The sequence below is a fragment of the Parasphingorhabdus sp. genome (assembly GCF_036963705.1).
In the GTDB taxonomy this organism is placed as follows: domain Bacteria; phylum Pseudomonadota; class Alphaproteobacteria; order Sphingomonadales; family Sphingomonadaceae; genus Parasphingorhabdus.
Genome location: NZ_JBALUT010000017.1, coordinates 1 through 20,394 on the forward strand (window position 1 = coordinate 1; position 20,394 = coordinate 20,394).

The following is a 20,394-nucleotide window of genomic DNA, read 5'->3' on the forward strand; positions in this document are numbered from 1 at the left end:
GCAAGTATTCGGGCGGACAGGCAATATCGTTGTGGCTCTGATCGCGACAATCATGGCGCTGGTCACGCTCAATTCGATTGTGATGCCGACGCCGCGCATCCTGTTCGCGATGGCGCGCGATGGGCTGTTCCTTCAGTCCGCGACGCGCGTCAATCGCGGAGGCACCCCCACTGTGGCATTGGCCATTTCGGCGTTGATTGCCTTTCCGCTGATATGGTCTGGTGGCTTCATCTTCGTGTTCAAGCTGACGGGGGCGCTGTCGATCTTCGCCAGTTCTCTCTACTTTGCCGCCTTCTTCGCCCTCCGCCGCAGCCAGCCCGATCTGCCCAGGCCGTTCCGCGCGGTCGGCCATCCGGTCCTGCCAGCGTTGGCTCTTGTGATCAGCGTGTTGCTTCTGATCGCCTTCATTGCCGCCGATCCGATTAGCGGTGTTTCTATGCTGGGCCTGATAGCAATCTGCATTCCGGTGGGCATCCATCTCGGGCGGGAGCGCGGTCGCGCCGCCATTAGTGAAATGTGAATTGTATATAATCCGTTGATACGGAAAGCGGTCTCTACCCCTTTACGGATGTGCGAGCGCGTGATCTCGGCCTTCAGCTTCTGAGCCAATTCAACTAGGGTTTCAAAGGCTTTGCTTCCAATTTGATGTATGTTTCACTTTTGCGCCTTGGCTAGATCGAGCGTGATCGCATAACCACCCGGTTCCCGCCATTAATGTGTAAGCGCAGCGAGTTCAGGCAATGGCCGCTTTCAGGAACGAGCTTCTTCCTTCGGAATGGCGACAATTGGGCGCGAAGCGGACCTTGACTTGAATTTCGATCGCGGCCTCATCGCAATGGGTCGAAAAGCCAGAATGTTTTCCACGCCACGGACAGCTGTTTTGAGTAACCCGAATCCCGATGTTCTCCTTGATTACACCGGAGAAACACCGGAGTTCCAAGTAGCTCTAACCCAAGAAATGGCAGAAAAGGTGGTGCACCCGACAGAATTCGAATCTGTGACCTCTGCCTTCGGAGGGCAGCGCTCTATCCAGCTGAGCTACGGGTGCCAAGGCGTGTACCGCCGGATGGGCGTTTAGCAGCGACATTGCCTGATTGCCAATCAAATATTTGGCCCATTGCGAGCGGCGGTCTAGTCTTCGGTTGCGGCCTTCGGAATTTTTTCGATTTGCTGGAATTTGCCGAGGCCGCAGGCGCCGCGGGTGTCAAGCTGGCCGCCGGTCTGGGACAGCACGTGGATGATATCGACGCTGCACAGCCGGTTGGTCGATGTCTTGTAGGAAAAGGCTTCCTCGAATGCCAGGCCGCTGCATTTGTTGGGCAGGCGATTGCGATAGATATCGCCATTGCGCATCCTGAAATCGATGGTCTGGTCGTCGATCACATCGGTGGAGCGGATACTCGAACGGTTGATACAGCTTTTTGCTTCACCGACCTCGCGGATTTCATATTTGTCGTCCTTGGACGCTTTTTCGGCGGCAAAGGCGACGCTACCGGCGGCCAGTGCCGAAGCGATGATGATCGTGGATTGCAGGCGCATATTCTTCTCCTGTGGATGATTGCCATCTTGGCCAGTAATTTACATCCGGATATATTTCCCGAAGCTGAATGATCTCGGCCGCTGCGTCAGCGCATCCGCCATCATGCGGGCGCCGGCGTCTTCTTCTTGAACCGGCACAGGTCGGCGACCGGGCAGCGCCAGCATTCCGGCTTGCGCGCCTTGCAAATATAGCGGCCGTGCAGGATCAGCCAGTGGTGGGCATGGACGCGGAACGGGCCGGGGGTCTGGGTCTCCAGCTTCTTCTCCACGGCCAGCACGGTCTTGCCCGGCGCCAGGCCGGTGCGGTTGCCAACCCGGAAAATATGGGTGTCGACCGCAAAAGTCTCGGCGCCAAAGGCACAGTTCATCACGACATTGGCGGTCTTGCGCCCGACTCCGGGCAGCTTGACCAGCTCGTCGCGGTCGGCGGGAACCTCGCCGCCGAAATCGGCGATCAGCATTTCCGAGAGGGCGATCACATTCTTGGCCTTGGTGTTAAACAGACCGATGGTCTTGATATGCTCCTTCAGGCCGTCGAGCCCGAGATCGACCATCTGCTGCGGCGTTGTCACGTCGGCGAACAACAGCCGCGTCGCCTTGTTGACCCCGATATCGGTCGATTGGGCGGACAAAGCCACTGCGACGACCAGCTGATAGGTATTGCCATAGTTGAGCTCTGTCTCCGGCGACGGATTGTCGGCGGCAAGACGGGAGTAGAATTCGAAGATATCGGCTTTTTTCATGGACGCCGTCATGGCCGCTCGCGGATGAAAATACAATCGGCCGGTCGGGCCATGCGTCATCGAAGTGTCACCGGCACCGCGGGATCATTGGGTCAGGCGGCGCTCGTCGAACCATTGGCGCATGATCGCGGCCTGACAGCCGGTCGATCCATAGGTGCCGACAACCGAACAGCTGCCCGGACGACCAGGCCGCGCGGCTTCTTCATGAGAGGCGAGGGCCGATGACCAGCTCTGGCCTCCGGACTGTTCTTCTTCTGCTTCGGCCTCCCGCACTTCCTTGGGGATGCGATAGCGTTCTGACTCGGGACGGTGCGCGCATACGACAATCTCGTCGCCTTGCGCTTCAGGACATTCGTCCTCGCCGTAAGTCACCAGGATATTGATCCGTTCCGGAGTGTCGAGAGGAGGGGACGGACTGGCGGACGCGCTGGCGCTCCACAGGCAGGCCGCCGCCGCAATCGCGCCCGCTTTGGTGATATTATTGAGCGCCATGATCCTGGTCTTTCCGCTATCCCGCTCGTCGTCGGCGGTCACAATTTCCCGATTTTCATGATCATAAGAATATATTCATTGCGAGACACTGAACGAACAGGCGGTTCCGGGGTCCTGCCGGCTTCGGCGGCCCGGCTGGTCAGTCGCCCTGAATCCGGTCCATCATGTCCATGAAATCCCGCGCGCTATTGCGGTCGGCCTCGTCTTCAAACGCTTTGTCCAGATCGAGATGGGTGCCGAGCATATAAAGCACCGCCCACAAGGCAAAGCGCCGCCCGCGATCCTTTTCCAGACCGAAGTCGACGCGCATATGCTCGATGCCCGCACTCATCGCCTCCGGCTGGATCGCGGACAGGTCGGCAGTGCCGAAATAGCGTTGCAATTGATCATCAAAATCCATGGAGATGGCTTATGGGCTGCGGGGTTGGTTGGCAAGCCAGACCTGATGCGGGCGCTACGCGATATTGCGTAGAGACGATTTTGACGGCGGCTCTTACCATTGGACCGGAACATATGATTATGATGGAGACCCCCAATGGATAACCACATGAAAGCCGCCATTTTCATCGAGCCCGGCAAGATCATTCTCGGCGAGAAACCGATCCCCGACATTGGCCCGCTCGACGCGCTGATCCGGATTACCACGACCACCATTTGCGGCACCGATGTTCATATTCTCAAAGGCGAATATCCGGTGGAAAGCGGATTGACGATCGGACACGAACCGGTCGGAATCATCGAAAAGCTCGGTTCTGCGGTTGAGGGTTTCAGTGAAGGTCAGCGAGTGATAGCCGGCGCGATTACCCCGACCGGTACATCCAATGCATCGATGTGCGGCTTTCATTCACAATGCGGCGGCCAGCATGGCCATGGCTGGAAAGCGATGGGCGGCTGGCGCTTTGGCAACACCATCGACGGCGCCCAGGCGGAATATCTGCGCGTGCCCGATGCGATGGCCAATCTCGCTCCCGTGCCAGACGGGCTGACCGACGAACAGGTGTTGATGTGCCCGGATATTCTCTCGACCGGTTTCAGTGGCGCCGAGTCCGGCAAGATCAGGATCGGCGACAGCGTCGCGATTTTTGCCCAGGGGCCGATCGGCCTGTGCGCCACCGCTGGCGCCAAGCTGATGGGCGCGACCAATATCATCACCGTGGAAACCATCCCCGAACGGATGGAAATGTCGCGCAGCATGGGCGCCGACCATGTCATCGACTATAACAAGGTCGATCCGATCGACGAGATCATGCGGATCACCGACGGGCGCGGCGTCGATGTCTCGATCGAGGCGCTCGGCAAGTCCCGGACCTTCGACTGGGCGCTCAGGACTCTGCGCCCCGGCGGGACCCTGTCCTCGCTCGGCGTCTATTCCGAAGACCTGACCCTGCCGGTCGATGCTTTTTCTGCCGGACTGGGCGACAACAAGATCGTCACCACGCTCTGCCCCGGCGGCAAGGAAAGGATGCGCCGGCTGATGGAAGTGGTCGGTTCGGGACGGGTCGATACCAGCAAGCTGGTGACTCATCATTTTGCGCTCGACGATATCGAAATCGCCTATGACCTGTTCGCCAATCAACGCGACGGTGTGATGAAAATCGCGGTTAAGCCCTAGCGCAGGCGGCTAGATCGAGTTGGATGAGAGTGTTCCGCTGGTGGATCGCTGTGCACTCACCTTCCAGTACGCCCTCACGGGAAAGGGAGGACGTGGCACCTGTCACCGGTATTTTGAACAATCAGGAATATGAGGCACTTATGAACTATTATATGGCGACAATATTGGCGACCACATTTGACGAAGCGATCGAGCGCACCGAAGCGGCGCTCAAGACCGAGGGTTTCGGGGTGCTGACTCGCGTCGATATTCAGAAAACGTTGAAGGCCAAAATCGATGTCGATTTCCGGCCCTATACGATCCTCGGTGCCTGCAATCCCGCGCTGGCCCACGAAGCCCTGCAACTCGAAGACAAGGTCGGAACGATGCTGCCCTGCAATGTCGTGGTCCAGCAGATGAGCGATGGCAAGGTCGAGGTTGCCGCGATCAATCCGCTGGCGTCGATGCAGGCGATCGACAATCCGCAGCTCAAACAGGCCGCCGCGGTGGTCCGGGACAAATTGTCAAAGGTGATCGAGACACTGGCCAGCGCCTAGAGCCATGCCTTCGCCCAAGCAAAGTCCGTCATCCCGGCGCGATATGGTGGGCGTCAACCCCGTCCTCATTCTCCAGTTCACCGGGAACGGATCGGGGAGCCGTTCGTATTTAACCCATGCAAAGTCAAAAAAGGACGCTGACGGAGAATATTTCCTACATCATAATCGGTGTATCGCTGGCCTTGATGTCGGGACTGGGGCTGGGCCATGTTACCGAGCAATCCATGCATCCCCGGCTTTCGTCCCCGCCACCCGCGGACCCGGTGGAACGCTATGCCCTCGGGCAAAATGCCTACAAGATGCCTTATGTCTCCATCAACAGGACCCCGTCGCAGTCTCCCGAATATGCCGATGCCAGCTATGAAATCGGGCGCTATGAAAACGGCGCGCGGATCCTGACGCCGGAGGAACCTGCCCGCAAGATCGAGCGGCTCCGGCTGGAACGGCTGCAAGCCTGGAATGACGAGAATTTCGGCTCCGATACGGGCCTTGATGAAGATCGCGCCGAATTGGCCAAGACGGACACGGACGATTATGCACCCATCGATGTCGGAGCGGTGATGGACGCGCCGGAGTCCAGCGGTGCCACGCAAGCCGGTCGGCATGGCGCGACTGACAGCAGCGGCGTCTAGCCTGACCGCGTCGATCCGGATCAGTTTGTCCAAGCGCACATTAACCGCTTTTACGATGATCGGGAAAAGTGCACTGTTGCCGCAATTCCACAGCAACAGAGCCAAATCCATGAAACTAGCCAAGCTCCTGAGCCTCTCCATCACCCTGTGCATGGCCGCGTTGACCCTTGGTTTCGCGATGCTCTGGTACGAACGGGCGCAGCTGCCTTATGGGTCATCGGGTCAATATTTTGATGCTGCCAGCGGTGTCACCTATAGTGATGGATCGGTTCTCGGCTATGCCGCGCTTGCGATGGCCTGCTGCATCGGGACCGCATTGTCGATATGGAGGTTGATCCGGGTCTGGCGAGGCTGAGCTTTGCGAGCTAGCCGTGGGACTGATGATTGTGCGCCAAAGCGAGGTCGCGCCGTTGTTACCCCATTAGAATCGGGGCATTCTCGTTGCCCAACTCTAAAATCCCAAAACCCCGTCCATCCCGTATCTTCCAGCGCTCTGCCCGACCAGCCAGCCAGCCGCTTTCACCGCACCGCGGGCAAAGATCATCCGGTTTTCCGCTCGGTGGGTCAGTTCGATCCGTTCCTCGTCGCTCGCCAATATCACCGTGTGATCGCCGGCGACCGATCCGCCGCGCAGCGCTGCAAAGCCTATCGCGCCCTTTTCGCGCGCGCCGGTGATGCCGTCCCGGCCGCTTTCGCTGTTCGCGATCAGGTCAATGCCGCGTCCGCGTGCGGCGGCTTCGCCCAATAGTTTCGCGGTGCCGCTGGGGGCGTCGACCTTGTGCCGGTGGTGCATTTCGACAATCTCGATATCCCAGTCATCGCCGAGCTTGCTCGCCGCCTGCTCGACCAGCGCCGCCAGCATATTGACTCCGAGCGAGGTGTTGCCGGTCTGCAGCACGGGGATTCTGGTCGCGGCCTGATCTATCGCGGCGTGATGCGCGGCCTCCAGTCCGGTGGTGCCGATGACGATCGGCTTGCCCGCCGCGACGCAGGCATCGAGCGTCGCCTGCAGCGCTTTCGGAGAGGAGAAATCGACCAGCACATCGCTGGCCGCGACTAGCGCCGCGACATCATCGCCCTGATCCGTGCCGCCGGCATGGCTGTGGCCCGCTTCCGCAATCGCCGCGACCAGCGCCTGTCCCATGCGGCCCTTGCTGCCGATAATTCCGATCTTCGTCATTCTGACTTTACCCCGTTCGTCCTGAGCTTGTCGAAGGACATCTATAGACGAGATGCGTGGTTCGACAGGCTCACCACTAACGGTTTTTGAAAATGGTGCAAAGCTTCTCGACTTCGCTCGAAGTGAACGGTTATGGGGGGCGCATGCTAAACCCTATCAACAATATCGTCATCCTCACCGGCGCCGGTGTCAGCGCGGAAAGCGGAGTCGCCACGTTTCGCGGGCCGGATGGTCTGTGGGAGGGGCATCGGGTCGAGGATGTCGCTACGCCGGAAGCCTTTGTCCGCAACCCCGATCTGGTCCAGAAATTCTACGACGAACGCCGTGCCAAGCTCAAGACCGTCGAGCCGAACGCGGCGCATCAGGCGCTAGCCAAGCTCGACAAGACATGGGCGGGCGATCTGCTGCTGGTCACGCAAAATGTCGATGACCTGCACGATCGCGCCGGATCGGAACGCCTGCTCCACATGCACGGAGAGCTCAACAGCGCCTGGTGCCGCGCCTGCGACGCGCATTTTGCCTTTGACGGCGAGATGGCGAGCGGCCCCGTCTGTCCGCACTGCCATGTGCCCGGCTGCCTGCGCCCCGACATCGTCTGGTTTGGCGAAATGCCCTACGAGATGGAGCGGATCGAGCAGGCGCTGGCCCGCTGTGACCTGTTCGTCTCGATCGGCACATCGGGCGCGGTCTATCCGGCTGCCGGCTTTGTCCAGACCGCCCGCTATCACGGCGCGCGCACACTGGAGATGAACTTGGACCCGTCGGAGGGCAGTTTCCATTTCCACGAAAGCCGGATGGGCATGGCGGGGGAGCTGGTGCCCGACTGGGTCGACCAGGTTCTGTCGCACGGGCTGTGTTGAGGAGGGTGTCATGAAAGGCCGATGCCATTGCGGCGCGGTGCAGGTCACCGTACCGGGCCCGCCCGAAGAAGTGTTGCGCTGCAATTGCTCTTTATGCCGCAAGACCGGCTGGATCGGCGGTTACTGGCATCCCGATGAGGTGACGGTCGAGGTTCAGCCAGACGCGCTGAACCCTTATGTGCAGGGCGACAGGATGATCACAACATGGAGTTGCACGACCTGCGGCTGTTTCAGCCACTGGACCCCGCGAACAGCATCGCCCGACCGGATGGGCGTGAACATGCGGATGTTCGAGCCGGAAGACTGGCAGCATCTGCCGGTGCGCGATGTGGACGGGGCAAGCTATTAGCATGTGCCGAAATTTCTCCAATGATCCCCGCCACACAGGGAGCCTGACCTTGCGAAACCTATCGATCTCATTGCTTTCGACAATTTGCGCCTTTGCCTTTGCGCCCGCCGCGCTCGCTCAAGCGGGCAGTGAAAGCGACAGTCAGGCGACGGCGAGCAGCCTGGCCGGAAACTACCGCCTCGGCGGGGTAATGGAAACCGCAGCGCAGCTGCTGCTCGATCCCGATGGCAGCTATAAATGGATGCTGATCGTCGGCAGTCTCGACCTCTATAGCGAAGGCAAATGGACGCAAAGCGGCGGGCAGGTGATACTCGGGCCGCATGAGTTCGGCAAAGACACGCCGGTATTTGCGCTGGGCGAGGCTTCTCCCTGGAGCCGGGAAGAAGTAGATGCCGCTTATGCTAGCGAAACGATCCGGTTGCAAAACCGGGCGAAGTGGCAATGCGCATTCCTTGAAACCGGCGGCTATTACGCTTCTTCGGACGATTATGCCGCGACGGAAGAGCTGACGCCGCTGCAACGCTTAGAAGTCGCCGCGAAAACTGAAAGCAAGCTGCGAGCCGAATACGAACAGGCGATTGCTGCCTATTTTGCCCGCGACCTGTCCGACCCGGATGACAATCTCGAGGTTTCCGCGCGAAGCGCGAGGCGGGACTGGGGCCACGCGGTTGCGGTTCTCGCCAAAAGCGCCCGCGCCGCTGGCCAGACCGCTCGCTATCAGCCACCCTCGCTGCCCGCCGACTGTTTCTTCCTGTCCGATTATACGTCCGAATATGCGGGCAATGACAGTGGCGACGGGATCAATTGGAGCGAAGGCGTCGGCATCTGGGTCAACCGGCGCGAGCGGCCCAATTCGCGTCTGGACATAGACGCCGAATTCTCATTCGCCGATGGCAGCGTCGAGACGGCGAACAGCCATGAACTCGGCTTCGCCTTCGCTCCGGCAGGCTACGAGCGGCAGCTGAAATCGATCAAGCTGACCTTGCGCCATGACGGTTCGGAATATGCTTCGCGCTTCGATGTTCCGCCCGACCGGGAAGCGCGGGTCTACGAAGTGAAGCTGGACAACCGGGTGTTTGTAAAGCCGTCGTTCAAGGAACTGCGGCTGAATATCTCCGGCGACCGGCTGGTGCCCGCAGACGGCAGCGGCGGAGCCTATCTCAAGCGCGATTGACCTGCCGGTCCGGGTAGGATTTACAGATGCATCGTCACAAACAGAAATACGATCCACAAGGCCAGCGCGACGGTGGTCAGCCAGGTGGCCAACACGCCCAATTGGCGAAAGCGCGGGGAGCCGCCCTTGTGATGCTGTTTCATGCCGACGATATGGGCGACGCGGCCGATCAGGAAGATCGCTGCGATGATCGTGATGCCGATGTGATTGGCATTGGCCAGCTCCAGAATCGCGAGCATGATCAGGAATAGCGGCGCATGTTCCGACAGATTGGCGTGGGTGCCGCGGGCAGCCAGCAGATCTGGATTGCCGCCGTCGCCAAAGCCGATCTCGGTCGCAAGGCGAACCTTGACCGTGGCGTAGGCGCAATAGATTAGCAGCAAAGCGCAAATCGCGGCGGCGAGGCCGGTTACCGGTAATGTCATGATGTTCCTCCTGCGTTTTTTCTTGTCCTAGCCGATTTTGGACAAAGCGCAAATTGCGAGGGAGGGGAGTCTATGCTCGGCTGTTGGAGTCGATGATCGTCTTTTCCAGCCGAATGACGATGACGCCATGGCATGCGTCTTGTCGCGGTAATATTTTCTGAGCAAGTCACGGGGCTATGCACCGGAGGGTGCACCTCGATCCTGTCCTTCCGGCAATTCGATCGGCGTTGCCGCGCAAATCGTGCGCAATGCCTGTTTCAGCCCTTCTTCCAATGTGGGATGATAATAGGGCATCTCCAGCAATTGAGACGCAGTTTGACCTTGCTGGATCGCCCATGTCAGAATGTGTGCCAGATGTTCACTGCCCGGAGTGAACAGGTCGGCTCCGATCAACCGCCCGTGTGGCGCGGCTGCGTATAGTGTCAGGACGCCCTGATTGACACCCTCGACCCGCGCGCGTCCCTGATCGCTGAAGTCGGCGGTGCCGGTGACCAGCCCGTCCTCCTCCGATTTGCCGATTCGGGCGACCGGTGGACTGGTGAAAGTGATGCTGAACGGCGTAAAACGATCGGTCTTTATGATGACGGGACAAGCCACTGCGTTGCGCCCGGCGATAGCGCCTCCGTGTGACGCTTCGTGCAACAGCGGCATATCATTCGCGACATCTCCGGCAAGGAAGATTGCACTTTCTCCGCAACGCATCGTTTCCCGGTCATGTTCGGGCACGCCCTGGTCATCCAGGTCGAGCCCTGCTGCAGACAGATTGAGGCTCTCCAGATTCGGCGGGCGTCCGGTAGCGACCAGGACATAATCGAAATCCGCATCGCCTGACGATTGGCCGCTCCACGAAACCTCAACCACGTCGGCTTTGACTTTCGTCTCCACTTCAACGGCCATATGAAGTTTCAGATCATCTTCGATCGCGGATCGCAGCGCTGCGTGCACTCGGTCGCAGCGAATTCCGCCAAGCCGGTCGCCCCGGTCGAACAGGGACACTTTTACGCCGAGCCGTGCCATGGCCTGAGCCAGTTCCAGTCCGATCGGTCCGGATCCGATAACGGCCAGCCGCGCTGGTAGTTTCTTCAGTTCGAAGATATTGTCATTGGTCAGCAGCCGGTCGCCAAGTTGCGCATATTCGTCGGGAATCGAGGGAGAAGATCCGGTGGCGATCACAATGGCTCGCGCGTCTATCACGCGGCCATCATCCAGTTCGAGCCGTTTGGGTCCCGCGAATTTCGCTCGTCCCTCAAGGCGCACATCGTCCGGGATTTCCTCGATGGATTCTCGAGTCAGCCGGGCGAAACGATCACGCTCGTCCCGCACCCGCTGCATCACGGCTGCTCCGTCGACCGTGACGTTCCCGACGCTGATGCCGAACATCCCGGTCGACCGGGCGGCATGGGCTGCGTGCGAAGCCGCGATCAGCAGCTTGGATGGCATGCAGCCTACGGTCGCGCAGGTTGTCCCGTTATATTCCGGGTCGATCAGCAGCGTCCGTGTACCGTTCGAGCGCGCGGCGCGCTCGGCGGCCAGGCCGGCTGTCCCGGCTCCGATAACCGCTACGTCGCAATCGAGTATCTCTGTCATCTCAGGCCGCAATCGTGATGGCCTTGACGTTGACGAACTCCTTGATGCCGACCTCGCCATGCTCGCGACCGTAACCCGAATTCTTGACGCCGCCGAATGGCATGTCGGGCGAAGCGATGCTGTATGTGTTGATGTTGACCATGCCGGTGTCGAAATGGGTCGATGCCATCTTGACCGCCCGCTCGACATCCTTGCTGAAAATTCCGCCACCCAGACCGTAGCGGCTGTCATTGGCGATGCGCATCGCGTCCTCGTCGTCCTTGGCTTTGATGATCGAAGCGACAGGGCCGAAAATTTCATCATCATAGGCCGGTTGACCCGGGGCTACGTCGACCAGCGCGGTGGCCGGATAGAACCAGCCGGTGCGGTCAGGAATCTGCCCGCCCGCGACGATTTTCGCGCCATTGGCCACGCTTTCCTCGACTTGCTTGTGCACCTGGTCCCGTTGGCTGCTCGATACCAATGGCCCGAGTCCGGTTTCGTCCTTGTTGGGGTCTCCGATGGTGACGGCGTTGAAAGCATCCGCATAGCCTTTCACGAAGGCATCGTAATTTTTCTCGGTAACAATGAACCGCTTGGCATTGACGCAGGTCTGGCCATTGTTGAACAACCGTCCCTGGACACAGGTCTTGATCGCCAGATCGAGATCGGCGTCATCGAAAACCATATAAGCGTCATTGGATCCCAGCTCCATCACGGTCTTTTTCGCCACAGCGGCGGCCTTTTGCGCGACCGTACGGCCGGCCTTGTCACTGCCGGTCAGGGTTACGCCTCTCACCAGATCATGTTCGATGATCGCGTCTGACTGGTCATGGCTGATCAGCAGAACGCCAAACAGGCCCTTGGGCAGTCCCGCCCGTTCGTAAATGTCTCGCAACATAAGCCCGCTACCGGTGCAGTTTTCCGAATGTTTCAGCAACACGCCATTACCGACCATCAGGCTGGATATAGAATATCGGACCGCCTGGTAGCAGGGAAAATTCCACGGCTGGATACCGTAGATCACGCCCATCGGGGAATAGGTCACCAGTCCGCGGCCGTTGGGAACATCATGTTCCTCGTCAGCCAGCATGTCGGGACCATTCTTGGCGGTATAGTCACAGATGCTGGCGCATAGTTCGATTTCCTGGCGGGAATCGCTGATCAATTTGCCGACCTCGTCGGTCATCAGCTGGGCATATTCTTCTTTGGAATTGCGCAGCTCCTCGGCGATGGCGGCGATCACGCTGGCCCGCTCTTCGCGGCTCTTCAGGCGCCATTCGAGATAGGCCTTGTGGCTGTTTTCGACGACAGTCATGGCTTCGTCGTCCGACATCAGCGGATAGGATTGAAGCGGCTGTTCGGTGAGCGGATTGATGGTCTGGATAGACTTGTCGGTCATGTGATTTTCCTTGTTTGGAATTGATTTGATGGATCGGTTGTGGCGCTCGGAAAGGCGCGTTCAGCCGTATGTCTCGCGATGCTTCTCAAGCGTGCAGCTGTCCGCATCGAGGGCCTTGCGGATCGCGTCCGCGAAGCCTTGTTCGGACATGTCGAGAATGCCGTTGTGGGCTGCGCATATCATCGTCGTGTCGGCCCAGTCGCTGGCCAGTTCATTGGCCCAGCGGACATAGTCATCCGCCGCGCCTGGCCGCTTCTCCAGGCCGTCGGCCAGTTTGGGATGAAACCGCAGTTGCGGACCGGGCACCATTTTTTGCAGCAAAGAGGGCAGGTCGATATACATGAATGTATCATCGACATGGATGATGCGGCTGGCGCGATGACGGACGAGGACCGAGCTGACGTGAATATCCTCGTCATCGGAAATGAAGTCGACACCGGAAGGAACCGAAAAGTCGAACAGGTCGGCAAATTCCTTTTGCGTGTCCGGATCTTCGATCAGCGCCGGATCCCACTGCAGATCAGGCTTTTGCTGGTGATGGCGCTGCGTACCGATCAGTCGCGCGTGCGGCGCCAGTTTCTGGGCAAAATCGCAGTGGATGGTGTGAAAGGGATGCACGTTCAGCACGGCCTCGATCAACGAACCGCCGTCGGTCAAATTCATCAGCGCGTCGAGGTCCTGCTTTTCCGGCTCGTAGGAGTCGAGCAGAACGAACGTGCCGTCCTGCCTGCGGACCACAGACATCTGGGTGCCGATGTTCAGCAGGTGGGCGATCTTGAAGTCGCCGCGTATATTCCAGAAATCTTCGCTTAGTTGCTTCATCGCGGCGGCCTTTTTTGAATTGAACGGTGCTGCCGAGACAAAGCATGAGCGGCGATATCGTTCCAATTGCGCTGTTTTCTGTCGCCGAAGCTGGGTTGTTGCCGGATGTTGCTTCGGCATCTTGGCGGTCGTGGAAGCGCAATTGCACCGCATCGGGGCTGGTATGTTTGCGGTCGATCAGGTCTGTGGTTTAATGAAGTCTGCGGCGGTCAAGTTTGCGCCGGCTGCGGTCGCACCGGTTAAGTTTGCGGCGGCGTGCCGCAGCTTTTGCATTGCGGGTCCTTGGGCAGGTTTATGCTCCGCATCGACGGGGCAAGGCCGTCGAAAAGCTGGAGTTTTCCGGCGGGGTCCTGACCAAAGCCGGTGACCACGCGGATCGCTTCCATCGCTGCAAAACTGCCCATCAGGCCGACCATTGCACCAAGAACGCCAACTTCGCTGCAATTGTCGCAATCATCGGGGTCGAGCGCGTCACCGACAAAGCAGCGGTAGCAGGGCTTGTCATGCTCCCAGCCGCGGAACGTCCCGAGCTGCCCCTGAAACTGCCCGATCGCCGCGGAAATTAGCGGTATCTTGTGGGTGACCGAGAGATCGGAAACCAGCAGGCGGGTCTGGTAATTGTCCGACCCGTCGATAATGGCGTCAAAAGCGGCAAAAAATGCTGCAGCGTCTTTCTCAAAATATTGCGCGGTAAGTCGTTGATTTATTGGATTTATGTCGACATCAGGGTTGATACGCTGCGCGGCAACTTTGGCAACTTCAACTTTCGCTTTCCCGATATCATTTTCCGAGAATAAAACCTGCCGCTGCAAATTCGAAAGCGACACGATATCATCATCAAAAATCGTCAGCGCCCCGATTCCCGCCGCCGCCAGATACTGGATCGCCGGGCAACCAATGCCGCCAGCTCCCACAATCAGAATATGCGCATCGATTATCTTCTTCTGACCCGCGCCGCCAATATCCTTGAGTACGATATGCCGGGCATAGCGGTCGAGCTGTTCGTCGCTGAGTGGGCTCATTCAGGCCAGCGGTAATTCATGGTTGTCCGGTACCATTTTGGCTTGTTATCGGAAGGAATAGGCGCGATTTTGCTGGCATATCTGGCGAGATGATTGACAGTATATTGCTCGAGTTCCGGGCAGCCGCTGTTGACCGGAACGATCTTCACGATTTCGCCTTCAGCCGAAACCAGAATCGCTGCATGGATTTTGGCAAACACCCAGTTGGATACCACTGGCAGCTGGCAATTGGCGTCTTTCGCCAGCCGTTCGGCTTTGCGTTCATGCTGTTCGCCATAAGTTACTTTTTTGCGAAATTTGGCAACTTCGAGCGTGGAAAGGTCGGTCGGTATCGCCTTGGCTAGGTCATCCGTCGTAGCGTCGATTGAGCCGGTTAGCGCGATCGCAAATATCAATTCGATCATCAAATCCTCCTATTCATCTTGCCGACATTCTATATCCCAGTCGAACCGAATCCGCCAGAGCCTCGCGCAGTGTCATCGAGATTATCGGTCTCTACCAGATTGCCGCGCTGTACCGGAGCAACCACGATCTGGGCGATCCGGTCACCGCGCTGGATCACGAAATCATCTTCGCCGTGATTGATCAGGATGACCTTCAGTTCTCCGCGATAATCGCTGTCTATCGTGCCCGGTGAATTGGGTATGCTGATCCCCTTTTTCAGCGCCAGGCCCGACCGCGGCCGGACCTGAATTTCATAACCTTCGGGAATTGCGAACGCGAAGCCAGTCCCGGCGAGCCCCCGCTTGCCGGGAGCTATGGTCAGGGCCTCTGCTGCACGAACATCCATGCCAGCCGACCCGCTGGTTTCATAGGACGGCAGCGGAAGGTCGCCTGCATGATCCAGGCGCTTGACGGCAATTTCAATGGGATCGAACATCAGGCAATTTCCTCGCTGATTTTGGCTATGAGACGCCGCGCGACTTCCGGCTTTGGCAATCGCTCCCAGATTTCGCTGCCGGTTGCGGTGATGATCTGTACGCTATTGTCCGCGCCGCCCATCACGTCTCCCGACACATCGTTTGCGACGATCCAGTCGCACCCCTTTTTCGCCAGCTTAACCTGAGCGTGCTCGGCGATTTTTTGGGTTTCAGCGGCAAAACCGATCAGCAGTCCCGGGCGTTGCTCGTGCCGTGCAAGCCCAGCCAAAATATCCGGGTTTTCGGTTAGTTTAAGCGGTGCCGGCGCGGCGCCCTGTTTCTTGATCTTCTGACCGGACTGACTGTCTGCGCGCCAGTCGGCAACGGCAGCGACCATGATAGCGATATCGGCGGGTAGCGCGTCGTGGACGGCCTTTTCCATTTCGAGCGCGGTTTCTACATCGATGCGCATAACGCCAGCCGGTGTCGAGAGGTGGACAGGGCCAGCGACCAATGTCACCTGCGCGCCGGCTTCTGCTGCCGCAGCAGCGATGGCAAAGCCCTGGCGCCCGGAGGACCGGTTTGCGATATAGCGAACTGGATCGATCGGTTCGTGGGTTGGTCCTGCGGTGATCAGCACATGCTTGCCGCGCAACGGTCGATGCCGGTCGGGTGCAAAGGCGGGCTGGCCGTCGAGGATATTGGGGCGGTTGCCCAGTTCGGATTTCGTGGTCCCGCCCGTCATCGCAAATGAAGACCCAAGCAGCGCGCTGATTTCCGCCATGATAGCTTCCGGTTCCGGCAACCTTCCGGGGCCGAATTCACCGCAGGCCATATCGCCTTCATCGGGTTGCATGACGATGATGCCATCAGTTTTGAGCTGTACGATATTGCGCTGGGTCGCTGCATGTTGCCACATCCTCACATTCATCGCGGGAACCGCCATTACCGGCGTGTCGGTCGCGAGCAACAATGTCGTCGCGAGATCATCGGCAATCCCGCCCGCCATTTTTGCCAGCAGATTGGCGGTTGCCGGACAAATGACCACCAGATCGGCCTCGCGGCTGAGCTGGATATGGCCCATTTCGGCCTCGTCTTTCAAGCTCCACAGCGTGGTGTGCACTTCGTTTTCGGACAAAGCGGCCAGCGTCATCGGGGTCACGAATTGCGCGCCCGATTCGGTGAGAACACAGCGGACGGTCATGCCGGATTTTTTGATCAGGCGGATTAGCTCGCTGGATTTATAGGCCGCGATGCCGCCGCCGATCACCAGCAGGATATGTTTGGGCTTGGTCATATCAATCGATTTAGAGCCAAGCGGCTCCAATGCCAAGCAGCATGTGCTTTGGGTAATCCGTGGCTGGAAACAGTTCCTCTATGGGAAAATGCAAACTGCCATGTTGACAAAAATGGGAGAAATTGCGGGATCAGTCGTTTGAAGTAACAAGGCTGTTGTTAATTGCCTATCCCCATAGGAACATCGCAGCGGCACCAGCCCCGCCCGCGAGAAGCGCAGTCAGCGCATAGCGAAAAAATCCGCCGCCCTGACCCTTCTTCCGTTTCTCCCACATCAATTCCACCTCGGCCACCGGCAGAGCAGGTGGCGCGCCGCCTTGGCGGGGGAGCTGGGCGTCGAGACGCCGGACGATATCGGGGAGCATCATGATGGTGCCGAGATCATCATTGATCCGGTCGGCAATGGCTGCTTCTGGTCCGAGTTCACCGCGAATCCACTGCTTTACATAGGGCCCGCTAGTGTCCCACATATTGATCAGCGGGTTGAGGTCGGTAGCAATACCCTCGACCATCACCATTGTCTTTTGTAGCAGCAATAGATGGGGCTGGGTTTCCATATCGAAATCGCGGGTAATCGCGAACAGCCCATCGAGCATATCGCCGACCGATAGTTCGCTTACCGGCTTGCCGCGCATCGGTTCTCCGACCGCGCGCAAGGCCGTGGCGAAATCTTCCATGCTGTGATGGCTCGGGACATATTGCGCTTCAAAATGAATTTCGGCTACGCGCCGATAATTGCCGGTGGTCAGGCCGTAGAGAATTTCCGCCAGCCAGACGCGGGCCTTTTTGTTGATCCGCCCCATGATGCCGAAATCGATGGCGACAATGGTGCCGTCAGCCTTCACGAACAGATTGCCCTGGTGCATGTCGGCGTGGAAATAGCCTGCCTCGATGGCTTGTTTCAGGAACGTATGAACAAGCCTGTTGGCAATCGCGTCAAGATCATGACCAGCCGCGATCAGGCCTTCGCGATTGGAGATTTTCACCCCTTCGACCCAATCGAGCGTCAACACCCGGCCCGAAGTGCGCTCCCAGTCGATCGCTGGAATCTCATATTGATCGACCTGGGCCATATGCTCGCCCAGTTCCGAAGCGCTGGCTGCCTCCCGGCGCAGGTCCAGCTCGCGCATAGTCCAGCGACGAAAATTGGCGATCACCAGTGCTGGGCGGAGACGCTTCGCCTCGCCGCCCAGAGCCTCGAGATGGGCTGCTGCCCATTCGTAGGTTTCGATATCCCGGGTAAATTTCTTGATGATGCCGGGACGCAGCACTTTTACCGCGACATCCTTGCCTTCCAGTGTAGTTGCACGGTGGACCTGCGCGATTGAGGCAGCGCCTACCGGATCGGGATCAATATGGCTGTAGAGCTCATCCAGCGACTTTCCGAGGCTGCCCTCGATCTCGTCGCGGATCTGGTCAAACGGGACGGGTGGAAGGCTGTCCTGCAATTGCAGCAGATCGCGCGCGGCCGCTTCACCAATCACATCGGGGCGGGTTGCCAGTGTCTGTCCCAGCTTGATTGCCGCCGGGCCGATGGCTTGCAGCGCAGCCGAATAATTGGGTTCCGTCGGTTGGAAGGTACCGATGCGAGCGATACGGAACAGGCGACGGACTTGCGGCGGCGTAGCCTTGTGCTTCTCAAGGTCACGCAGCGCGCCATGTTTGGCGAGTGTGCGACCCCATTTGAGTAGACGAAATATATGGGTGCGGGAGTTGGTCATTGGTTTTGTTTGTTCAGACCTTCCAGCCGCTATGGATCGCGACTAGCCCGCCCATCAGTGGTTCGACTTTGGTCTGGCTGAATCCTGCGTCGGTAATCATCGCCCGGAATTCTTCCATTGGCGGAAATTTCGCGATCGATTCGGCAAGATAGCGATAGCTGGCCTCGTCATTCGCCACTGCCTTGCCAACCTTGGGCAGGATCTTGTGAGAATAGGTTTCGTAGACTTTGTCAAAGCCGGGCCATTTGGTTTGCGAAAATTCCATGCAATAGAAACGCCCGCCATATTTCAGCACGCGATGGGCCTCGGCAAGAGCTTTGTCGATATGGGTGACATTACGGATGCCAAAGACAATCGTATAGGCATCGAAATGTGCGTCGGGAAAGTTGAGCTGCTCGGCATCCTGCTGGCTCCAGACCATGCGCGTTTCGTCTTTGTCGAGCGCCCGTTTCACGCCCTCGGCCAGCATCTCCGCGTTGATATCGGCAACCGTGATATCGGCGCCGCTGTCGACCATGCGAAAGGCAATGTCGCCGGTGCCGCCGGCCATATCTAATATAGCCTCGCCAGCGCGCGGCTTGACGCGGCGCACGAAGCGGTCTTTCCACAGGCGATGGGTTCCGGCGCTCATCGCGTCGTTCATCACATCATATTTAGAGGCAACGCTGGAGAAAACCGCACCAACCTTGCCGACCTTTTCGCTCTCTTCGACCTCTTCATAGCCGAAGGAGACGGTTTTGCTTTCGATAGCCATTTTTTGCCCGTGCTGATTTTTCGTTGAAATCCCGAGTAGACGAGCCTTGGCAGCACTGCAATCACTCTATAGCTGCCTTTTGGACCGTAACGAATAAGGAACCTCATGCCAGAGCTGCCCGAAGTGGAAACAACCGTCGCCGGTTTGCGCCCTGTGCTCGAGGGGCAGCGCCTCACTCTGGTGGAGCCGCGCCGCGCCGATTTGCGCTGGCCGATTCCGGTTGATTTGCGGCAGAGGATGACCGGTGCGGTGGTGACATCGCTCGGAAGGCGCGCAAAATACGGACTGATTGAAACCGACCGGGGCGACGTGATGATTTTCCATCTCGGCATGTCGGGACGGTGGCGGATTGATCCCGAAGAAATCGAGAAACATGACCATCTGCTGCTGGAGACCGATTCGGGGCACCGACTGGCGCTCAACGATCCGCGTCGATTCGGGTCGCTGGATATCGTGCGCGCGGAGCTATTGGGCAGCTATAAGCCCTTTGTGCTGATGGGACCGGAGCCGCTCGGGGACGATTTTACCTCCGCCTATCTGAAAGCGGCGACCAAGGATCGCAAGGCCCCGATCAAGCAATTGCTGCTCGACCAGCGCACGGTCGCTGGACTGGGTAATATCTATGTGTGCGAGGCGCTGCACATGACGGGTATATCGCCGGGTCTGAAGGGCGGTGCTATCTCAAAGCCGCGCTATGAACGGCTTGTTTTGGCGATTAAGCAGGTCCTGACCGCTGCCATCGCGGCCGGTGGCTCGTCTCTGCGTGACTTCGTCAAGCCGGACGGGGAGCTGGGATATTTTGCCAAGGACTGGCTGGTATATGGGCGGGAAGGAGAGGCCTGTCACTGCGGTGCGCCGGTGCTGCGCCGAGTCGATAGTGGCCGGTCGACCTTTTACTGTTCGCAATGCCAGAAATAAGCGGTTCACTAAGCTATTGACGGGAATCGGCTCTCACGCTATTGCCCGCCATCTTGAGCCGGAAGCCATACGCAGCGCCCCGGCATTTAATTTCAGATTTTGAGGGTTTTTCATGGCTAATACGCCGCAAGCAAAAAAACGTATCCGTCGCAACACGCGCCGCACCGTGATTAATAAAAATCGCCTGAGCCAGATCCGCACCAAGATCAAGGCCGTGGACGCAGCTGTTGAAGCTGGCGACAAAACCATAGCTGCTGCGGCACTGAAGGCCGTACAGCCTGAACTGGCACGCGGTGTGAGCAAAGGTCTGTATCACAAGAATACGGCTTCGCGGAAGTTCAGCCGTCTGACAAAACGGGTTGCTGCGCTTCAAACCGCTTAAACAACCTGATAAAACTACACAGAAAAACCCGCCCGATTGTGGCGGGTTTTCTTTTGGGTGAGTGCTTTCTGTTTCGTTGCTCGTTCAACTGATTCGGTCACTTGGCGAT

25 protein-coding genes and 1 tRNA gene are annotated in these 20,394 nt (G+C 58.6%); 10 read left to right on the top strand and 16 right to left on the bottom strand.

The genetic code is table 11. The features are described 5' to 3' along the window. On the top strand, nt 1–520 hold a 520-nt coding region (locus V7680_RS05930; protein WP_335652370.1), incomplete at its 5' end, for an amino acid permease. Nucleotides 521–971: 451 nt separating this feature from the next. On the opposite strand, the gene V7680_RS05935 is transcribed toward V7680_RS05930, so the two are convergent. From V7680_RS05935 to V7680_RS05955, 5 genes are all read right to left on the bottom strand, one after another. Next, nucleotides 972–1,048, bottom strand: a tRNA-Arg gene (locus V7680_RS05935). An 83-nt stretch (nt 1,049–1,131) separates the two neighbouring features. After that, nucleotides 1,132–1,539 (bottom strand): hypothetical protein, encoded by a 408-nt coding sequence (locus V7680_RS05940; protein ID WP_335652371.1) that lies wholly within the window; start codon nt 1,537–1,539, stop codon nt 1,132–1,134. Between the two features lie 101 nt (nt 1,540–1,640). Further along, nucleotides 1,641–2,282, bottom strand: coding sequence for an endonuclease III (gene nth, locus V7680_RS05945; RefSeq protein WP_335652372.1), 642 nt, complete (start codon nt 2,280–2,282; stop codon nt 1,641–1,643). 84 nt (nt 2,283–2,366) lie between these two features. Next, nucleotides 2,367–2,816: a hypothetical protein gene (locus V7680_RS05950; RefSeq protein WP_335652373.1), complete on the bottom strand. Its 450-nt coding sequence runs from the start codon at nt 2,814–2,816 to the stop codon at nt 2,367–2,369. A gap of 97 nt (nt 2,817–2,913) precedes the next feature. Next, a complete protein-coding gene (locus V7680_RS05955) occupies nt 2,914–3,174 on the bottom strand; it encodes a hypothetical protein (protein ID WP_335652374.1) in 261 nt (86 codons plus the stop codon). Nucleotides 3,175–3,309: 135 nt separating this feature from the next. Between V7680_RS05955 and V7680_RS05960 the strand changes: the two genes are divergently transcribed. The 4 genes from V7680_RS05960 (at nt 3,310) to V7680_RS05975 (ending at nt 5,909) form a co-directional block, all read left to right on the top strand. After that, nucleotides 3,310–4,386: an NAD(P)-dependent alcohol dehydrogenase gene (locus V7680_RS05960; protein ID WP_335652375.1), complete on the top strand. Its 1,077-nt coding sequence runs from the start codon at nt 3,310–3,312 to the stop codon at nt 4,384–4,386. 92 nt (nt 4,387–4,478) lie between these two features. Further along, entirely contained in the window at nt 4,479–4,922 is a 444-nt protein-coding gene (locus V7680_RS05965; protein WP_335652376.1) for a DUF302 domain-containing protein, read from the top strand. Nucleotides 4,923–5,038: 116 nt separating this feature from the next. Beyond that, nucleotides 5,039–5,554, top strand: coding sequence for a hypothetical protein (locus tag V7680_RS05970; RefSeq protein WP_335652377.1), 516 nt, complete (start codon nt 5,039–5,041; stop codon nt 5,552–5,554). Continuing rightward, complete coding sequence (locus tag V7680_RS05975; protein WP_335652378.1) at nt 5,526–5,909, top strand: hypothetical protein; 384 nt, start codon at nt 5,526–5,528, stop codon at nt 5,907–5,909. The genes V7680_RS05970 and V7680_RS05975 overlap by 29 nt, the downstream gene beginning before the upstream one ends. A gap of 96 nt (nt 5,910–6,005) precedes the next feature. Here V7680_RS05975 and dapB read toward each other — a convergent pair whose 3' ends face one another. Further along, entirely contained in the window at nt 6,006–6,734 is a 729-nt protein-coding gene (gene dapB / locus V7680_RS05980) for a 4-hydroxy-tetrahydrodipicolinate reductase (protein WP_335652379.1), read from the bottom strand. A gap of 143 nt (nt 6,735–6,877) precedes the next feature. On the opposite strand from dapB, the gene V7680_RS05985 reads away from it, so the two are divergent. The 3 genes from V7680_RS05985 to V7680_RS05995 are packed head-to-tail and all read left to right on the top strand — an operon-like array spanning nt 6,878 to nt 9,117. After that, the gene (locus tag V7680_RS05985) at nt 6,878–7,594 is read left to right on the top strand and encodes an NAD-dependent deacylase (protein ID WP_335652380.1); all 717 of its coding nucleotides are present in this window, start codon (nt 6,878–6,880) and stop codon (nt 7,592–7,594) included. Nucleotides 7,595–7,604: 10 nt separating this feature from the next. After that, entirely contained in the window at nt 7,605–7,943 is a 339-nt protein-coding gene (locus V7680_RS05990; protein WP_335652381.1) for a GFA family protein, read from the top strand. A gap of 49 nt (nt 7,944–7,992) precedes the next feature. Then, nucleotides 7,993–9,117 carry a hypothetical protein gene (locus V7680_RS05995; protein ID WP_335652382.1) on the top strand — a complete coding sequence of 375 codons (1,125 nt, stop codon included), beginning with the start codon at nt 7,993–7,995 and terminating at the stop codon, nt 9,115–9,117. A gap of 20 nt (nt 9,118–9,137) precedes the next feature. On the opposite strand, the gene V7680_RS06000 is transcribed toward V7680_RS05995, so the two are convergent. The 10 genes from V7680_RS06000 to V7680_RS06045 all read right to left on the bottom strand — a co-directional run bounded on the left by V7680_RS06000 (nt 9,138) and on the right by V7680_RS06045 (nt 18,985). Then, complete coding sequence (locus V7680_RS06000) at nt 9,138–9,542, bottom strand: MAPEG family protein (RefSeq protein ID WP_335652383.1); 405 nt, start codon at nt 9,540–9,542, stop codon at nt 9,138–9,140. 174 nt (nt 9,543–9,716) lie between these two features. Next, the gene (locus tag V7680_RS06005; RefSeq protein WP_335652384.1) at nt 9,717–11,129 is read right to left on the bottom strand and encodes a dihydrolipoyl dehydrogenase; all 1,413 of its coding nucleotides are present in this window, start codon (nt 11,127–11,129) and stop codon (nt 9,717–9,719) included. 1 nt (nt 11,130) lies between these two features. Continuing rightward, nucleotides 11,131–12,510: an NAD-dependent succinate-semialdehyde dehydrogenase gene (locus V7680_RS06010; protein WP_335652385.1), complete on the bottom strand. Its 1,380-nt coding sequence runs from the start codon at nt 12,508–12,510 to the stop codon at nt 11,131–11,133. Nucleotides 12,511–12,570: 60 nt separating this feature from the next. Continuing rightward, nucleotides 12,571–13,332 carry a hypothetical protein gene (locus V7680_RS06015; protein WP_335652386.1) on the bottom strand — a complete coding sequence of 254 codons (762 nt, stop codon included), beginning with the start codon at nt 13,330–13,332 and terminating at the stop codon, nt 12,571–12,573. Nucleotides 13,333–13,571: 239 nt separating this feature from the next. After that, on the bottom strand, nt 13,572–14,354 hold the full coding sequence (locus V7680_RS06020; protein ID WP_335652387.1) for a HesA/MoeB/ThiF family protein: 783 nt from the start codon (nt 14,352–14,354) through the stop codon (nt 13,572–13,574). Next, nucleotides 14,351–14,758, bottom strand: coding sequence for a hypothetical protein (locus V7680_RS06025; RefSeq protein ID WP_335652388.1), 408 nt, complete (start codon nt 14,756–14,758; stop codon nt 14,351–14,353). Before V7680_RS06025 ends, V7680_RS06020 begins: the two co-directional genes overlap by 4 nt. Nucleotides 14,759–14,787: 29 nt before the next feature. Further along, nucleotides 14,788–15,234, bottom strand: a complete 447-nt coding sequence (dut, locus tag V7680_RS06030) for a dUTP diphosphatase (RefSeq protein WP_335652389.1) — start codon at nt 15,232–15,234, stop codon at nt 14,788–14,790. Further along, nucleotides 15,234–16,511, bottom strand: a complete 1,278-nt coding sequence (locus V7680_RS06035; protein WP_335652390.1) for a bifunctional phosphopantothenoylcysteine decarboxylase/phosphopantothenate synthase — start codon at nt 16,509–16,511, stop codon at nt 15,234–15,236. Before V7680_RS06035 ends, dut begins: the two co-directional genes overlap by 1 nt. A gap of 166 nt (nt 16,512–16,677) precedes the next feature. Continuing rightward, nucleotides 16,678–18,231: a 2-polyprenylphenol 6-hydroxylase gene (ubiB, locus tag V7680_RS06040; protein ID WP_335652391.1), complete on the bottom strand. Its 1,554-nt coding sequence runs from the start codon at nt 18,229–18,231 to the stop codon at nt 16,678–16,680. Nucleotides 18,232–18,244: 13 nt separating this feature from the next. Continuing rightward, nucleotides 18,245–18,985 carry a class I SAM-dependent methyltransferase gene (locus V7680_RS06045; protein WP_335652392.1) on the bottom strand — a complete coding sequence of 247 codons (741 nt, stop codon included), beginning with the start codon at nt 18,983–18,985 and terminating at the stop codon, nt 18,245–18,247. Between the two features lie 105 nt (nt 18,986–19,090). Here V7680_RS06045 and mutM point away from each other — a divergent pair, with 105 nt between their 5' ends. Further along, entirely contained in the window at nt 19,091–19,903 is an 813-nt protein-coding gene (mutM, locus tag V7680_RS06050; RefSeq protein WP_335652393.1) for a bifunctional DNA-formamidopyrimidine glycosylase/DNA-(apurinic or apyrimidinic site) lyase, read from the top strand. A gap of 112 nt (nt 19,904–20,015) precedes the next feature. After that, nucleotides 20,016–20,285 (top strand): 30S ribosomal protein S20, encoded by a 270-nt coding sequence (gene rpsT, locus V7680_RS06055; protein WP_335652394.1) that lies wholly within the window; start codon nt 20,016–20,018, stop codon nt 20,283–20,285. Nucleotides 20,286–20,394 lie beyond the last annotated feature (109 nt).

Coding starts and splice junctions, on each gene's coding strand:
- mutM (WP_335652393.1), top strand. CDS start 19,091: ATGCCAGAGCTGCCCGAAGTGGAAACAACCGTCGCCGGTTTGCGCCCT.
- V7680_RS05985 (WP_335652380.1), top strand. CDS start 6,878: ATGCTAAACCCTATCAACAATATCGTCATCCTCACCGGCGCCGGTGTC.
- V7680_RS05955 (WP_335652374.1), bottom strand. CDS start 3,174: ATGGATTTTGATGATCAATTGCAACGCTATTTCGGCACTGCCGACCTG.
- V7680_RS05940 (WP_335652371.1), bottom strand. CDS start 1,539: ATGCGCCTGCAATCCACGATCATCATCGCTTCGGCACTGGCCGCCGGT.
- V7680_RS06005 (WP_335652384.1), bottom strand. CDS start 11,129: ATGACAGAGATACTCGATTGCGACGTAGCGGTTATCGGAGCCGGGACA.
- V7680_RS06045 (WP_335652392.1), bottom strand. CDS start 18,985: ATGGCTATCGAAAGCAAAACCGTCTCCTTCGGCTATGAAGAGGTCGAA.
- rpsT (WP_335652394.1), top strand. CDS start 20,016: ATGGCTAATACGCCGCAAGCAAAAAAACGTATCCGTCGCAACACGCGC.
- V7680_RS06035 (WP_335652390.1), bottom strand. CDS start 16,511: ATGACCAAGCCCAAACATATCCTGCTGGTGATCGGCGGCGGCATCGCG.
- V7680_RS05970 (WP_335652377.1), top strand. CDS start 5,039: ATGCAAAGTCAAAAAAGGACGCTGACGGAGAATATTTCCTACATCATA.
- V7680_RS05960 (WP_335652375.1), top strand. CDS start 3,310: ATGGATAACCACATGAAAGCCGCCATTTTCATCGAGCCCGGCAAGATC.
- dut (WP_335652389.1), bottom strand. CDS start 15,234: ATGTTCGATCCCATTGAAATTGCCGTCAAGCGCCTGGATCATGCAGGC.
- V7680_RS05975 (WP_335652378.1), top strand. CDS start 5,526: ATGGCGCGACTGACAGCAGCGGCGTCTAGCCTGACCGCGTCGATCCGG.
- V7680_RS06025 (WP_335652388.1), bottom strand. CDS start 14,758: ATGATCGAATTGATATTTGCGATCGCGCTAACCGGCTCAATCGACGCT.
- dapB (WP_335652379.1), bottom strand. CDS start 6,734: ATGACGAAGATCGGAATTATCGGCAGCAAGGGCCGCATGGGACAGGCG.
- V7680_RS05990 (WP_335652381.1), top strand. CDS start 7,605: ATGAAAGGCCGATGCCATTGCGGCGCGGTGCAGGTCACCGTACCGGGC.
- nth (WP_335652372.1), bottom strand. CDS start 2,282: ATGAAAAAAGCCGATATCTTCGAATTCTACTCCCGTCTTGCCGCCGAC.
- V7680_RS06020 (WP_335652387.1), bottom strand. CDS start 14,354: ATGAGCCCACTCAGCGACGAACAGCTCGACCGCTATGCCCGGCATATC.
- V7680_RS06015 (WP_335652386.1), bottom strand. CDS start 13,332: ATGAAGCAACTAAGCGAAGATTTCTGGAATATACGCGGCGACTTCAAG.
- V7680_RS06010 (WP_335652385.1), bottom strand. CDS start 12,510: ATGACCGACAAGTCTATCCAGACCATCAATCCGCTCACCGAACAGCCG.
- ubiB (WP_335652391.1), bottom strand. CDS start 18,231: ATGACCAACTCCCGCACCCATATATTTCGTCTACTCAAATGGGGTCGC.
- V7680_RS06000 (WP_335652383.1), bottom strand. CDS start 9,542: ATGACATTACCGGTAACCGGCCTCGCCGCCGCGATTTGCGCTTTGCTG.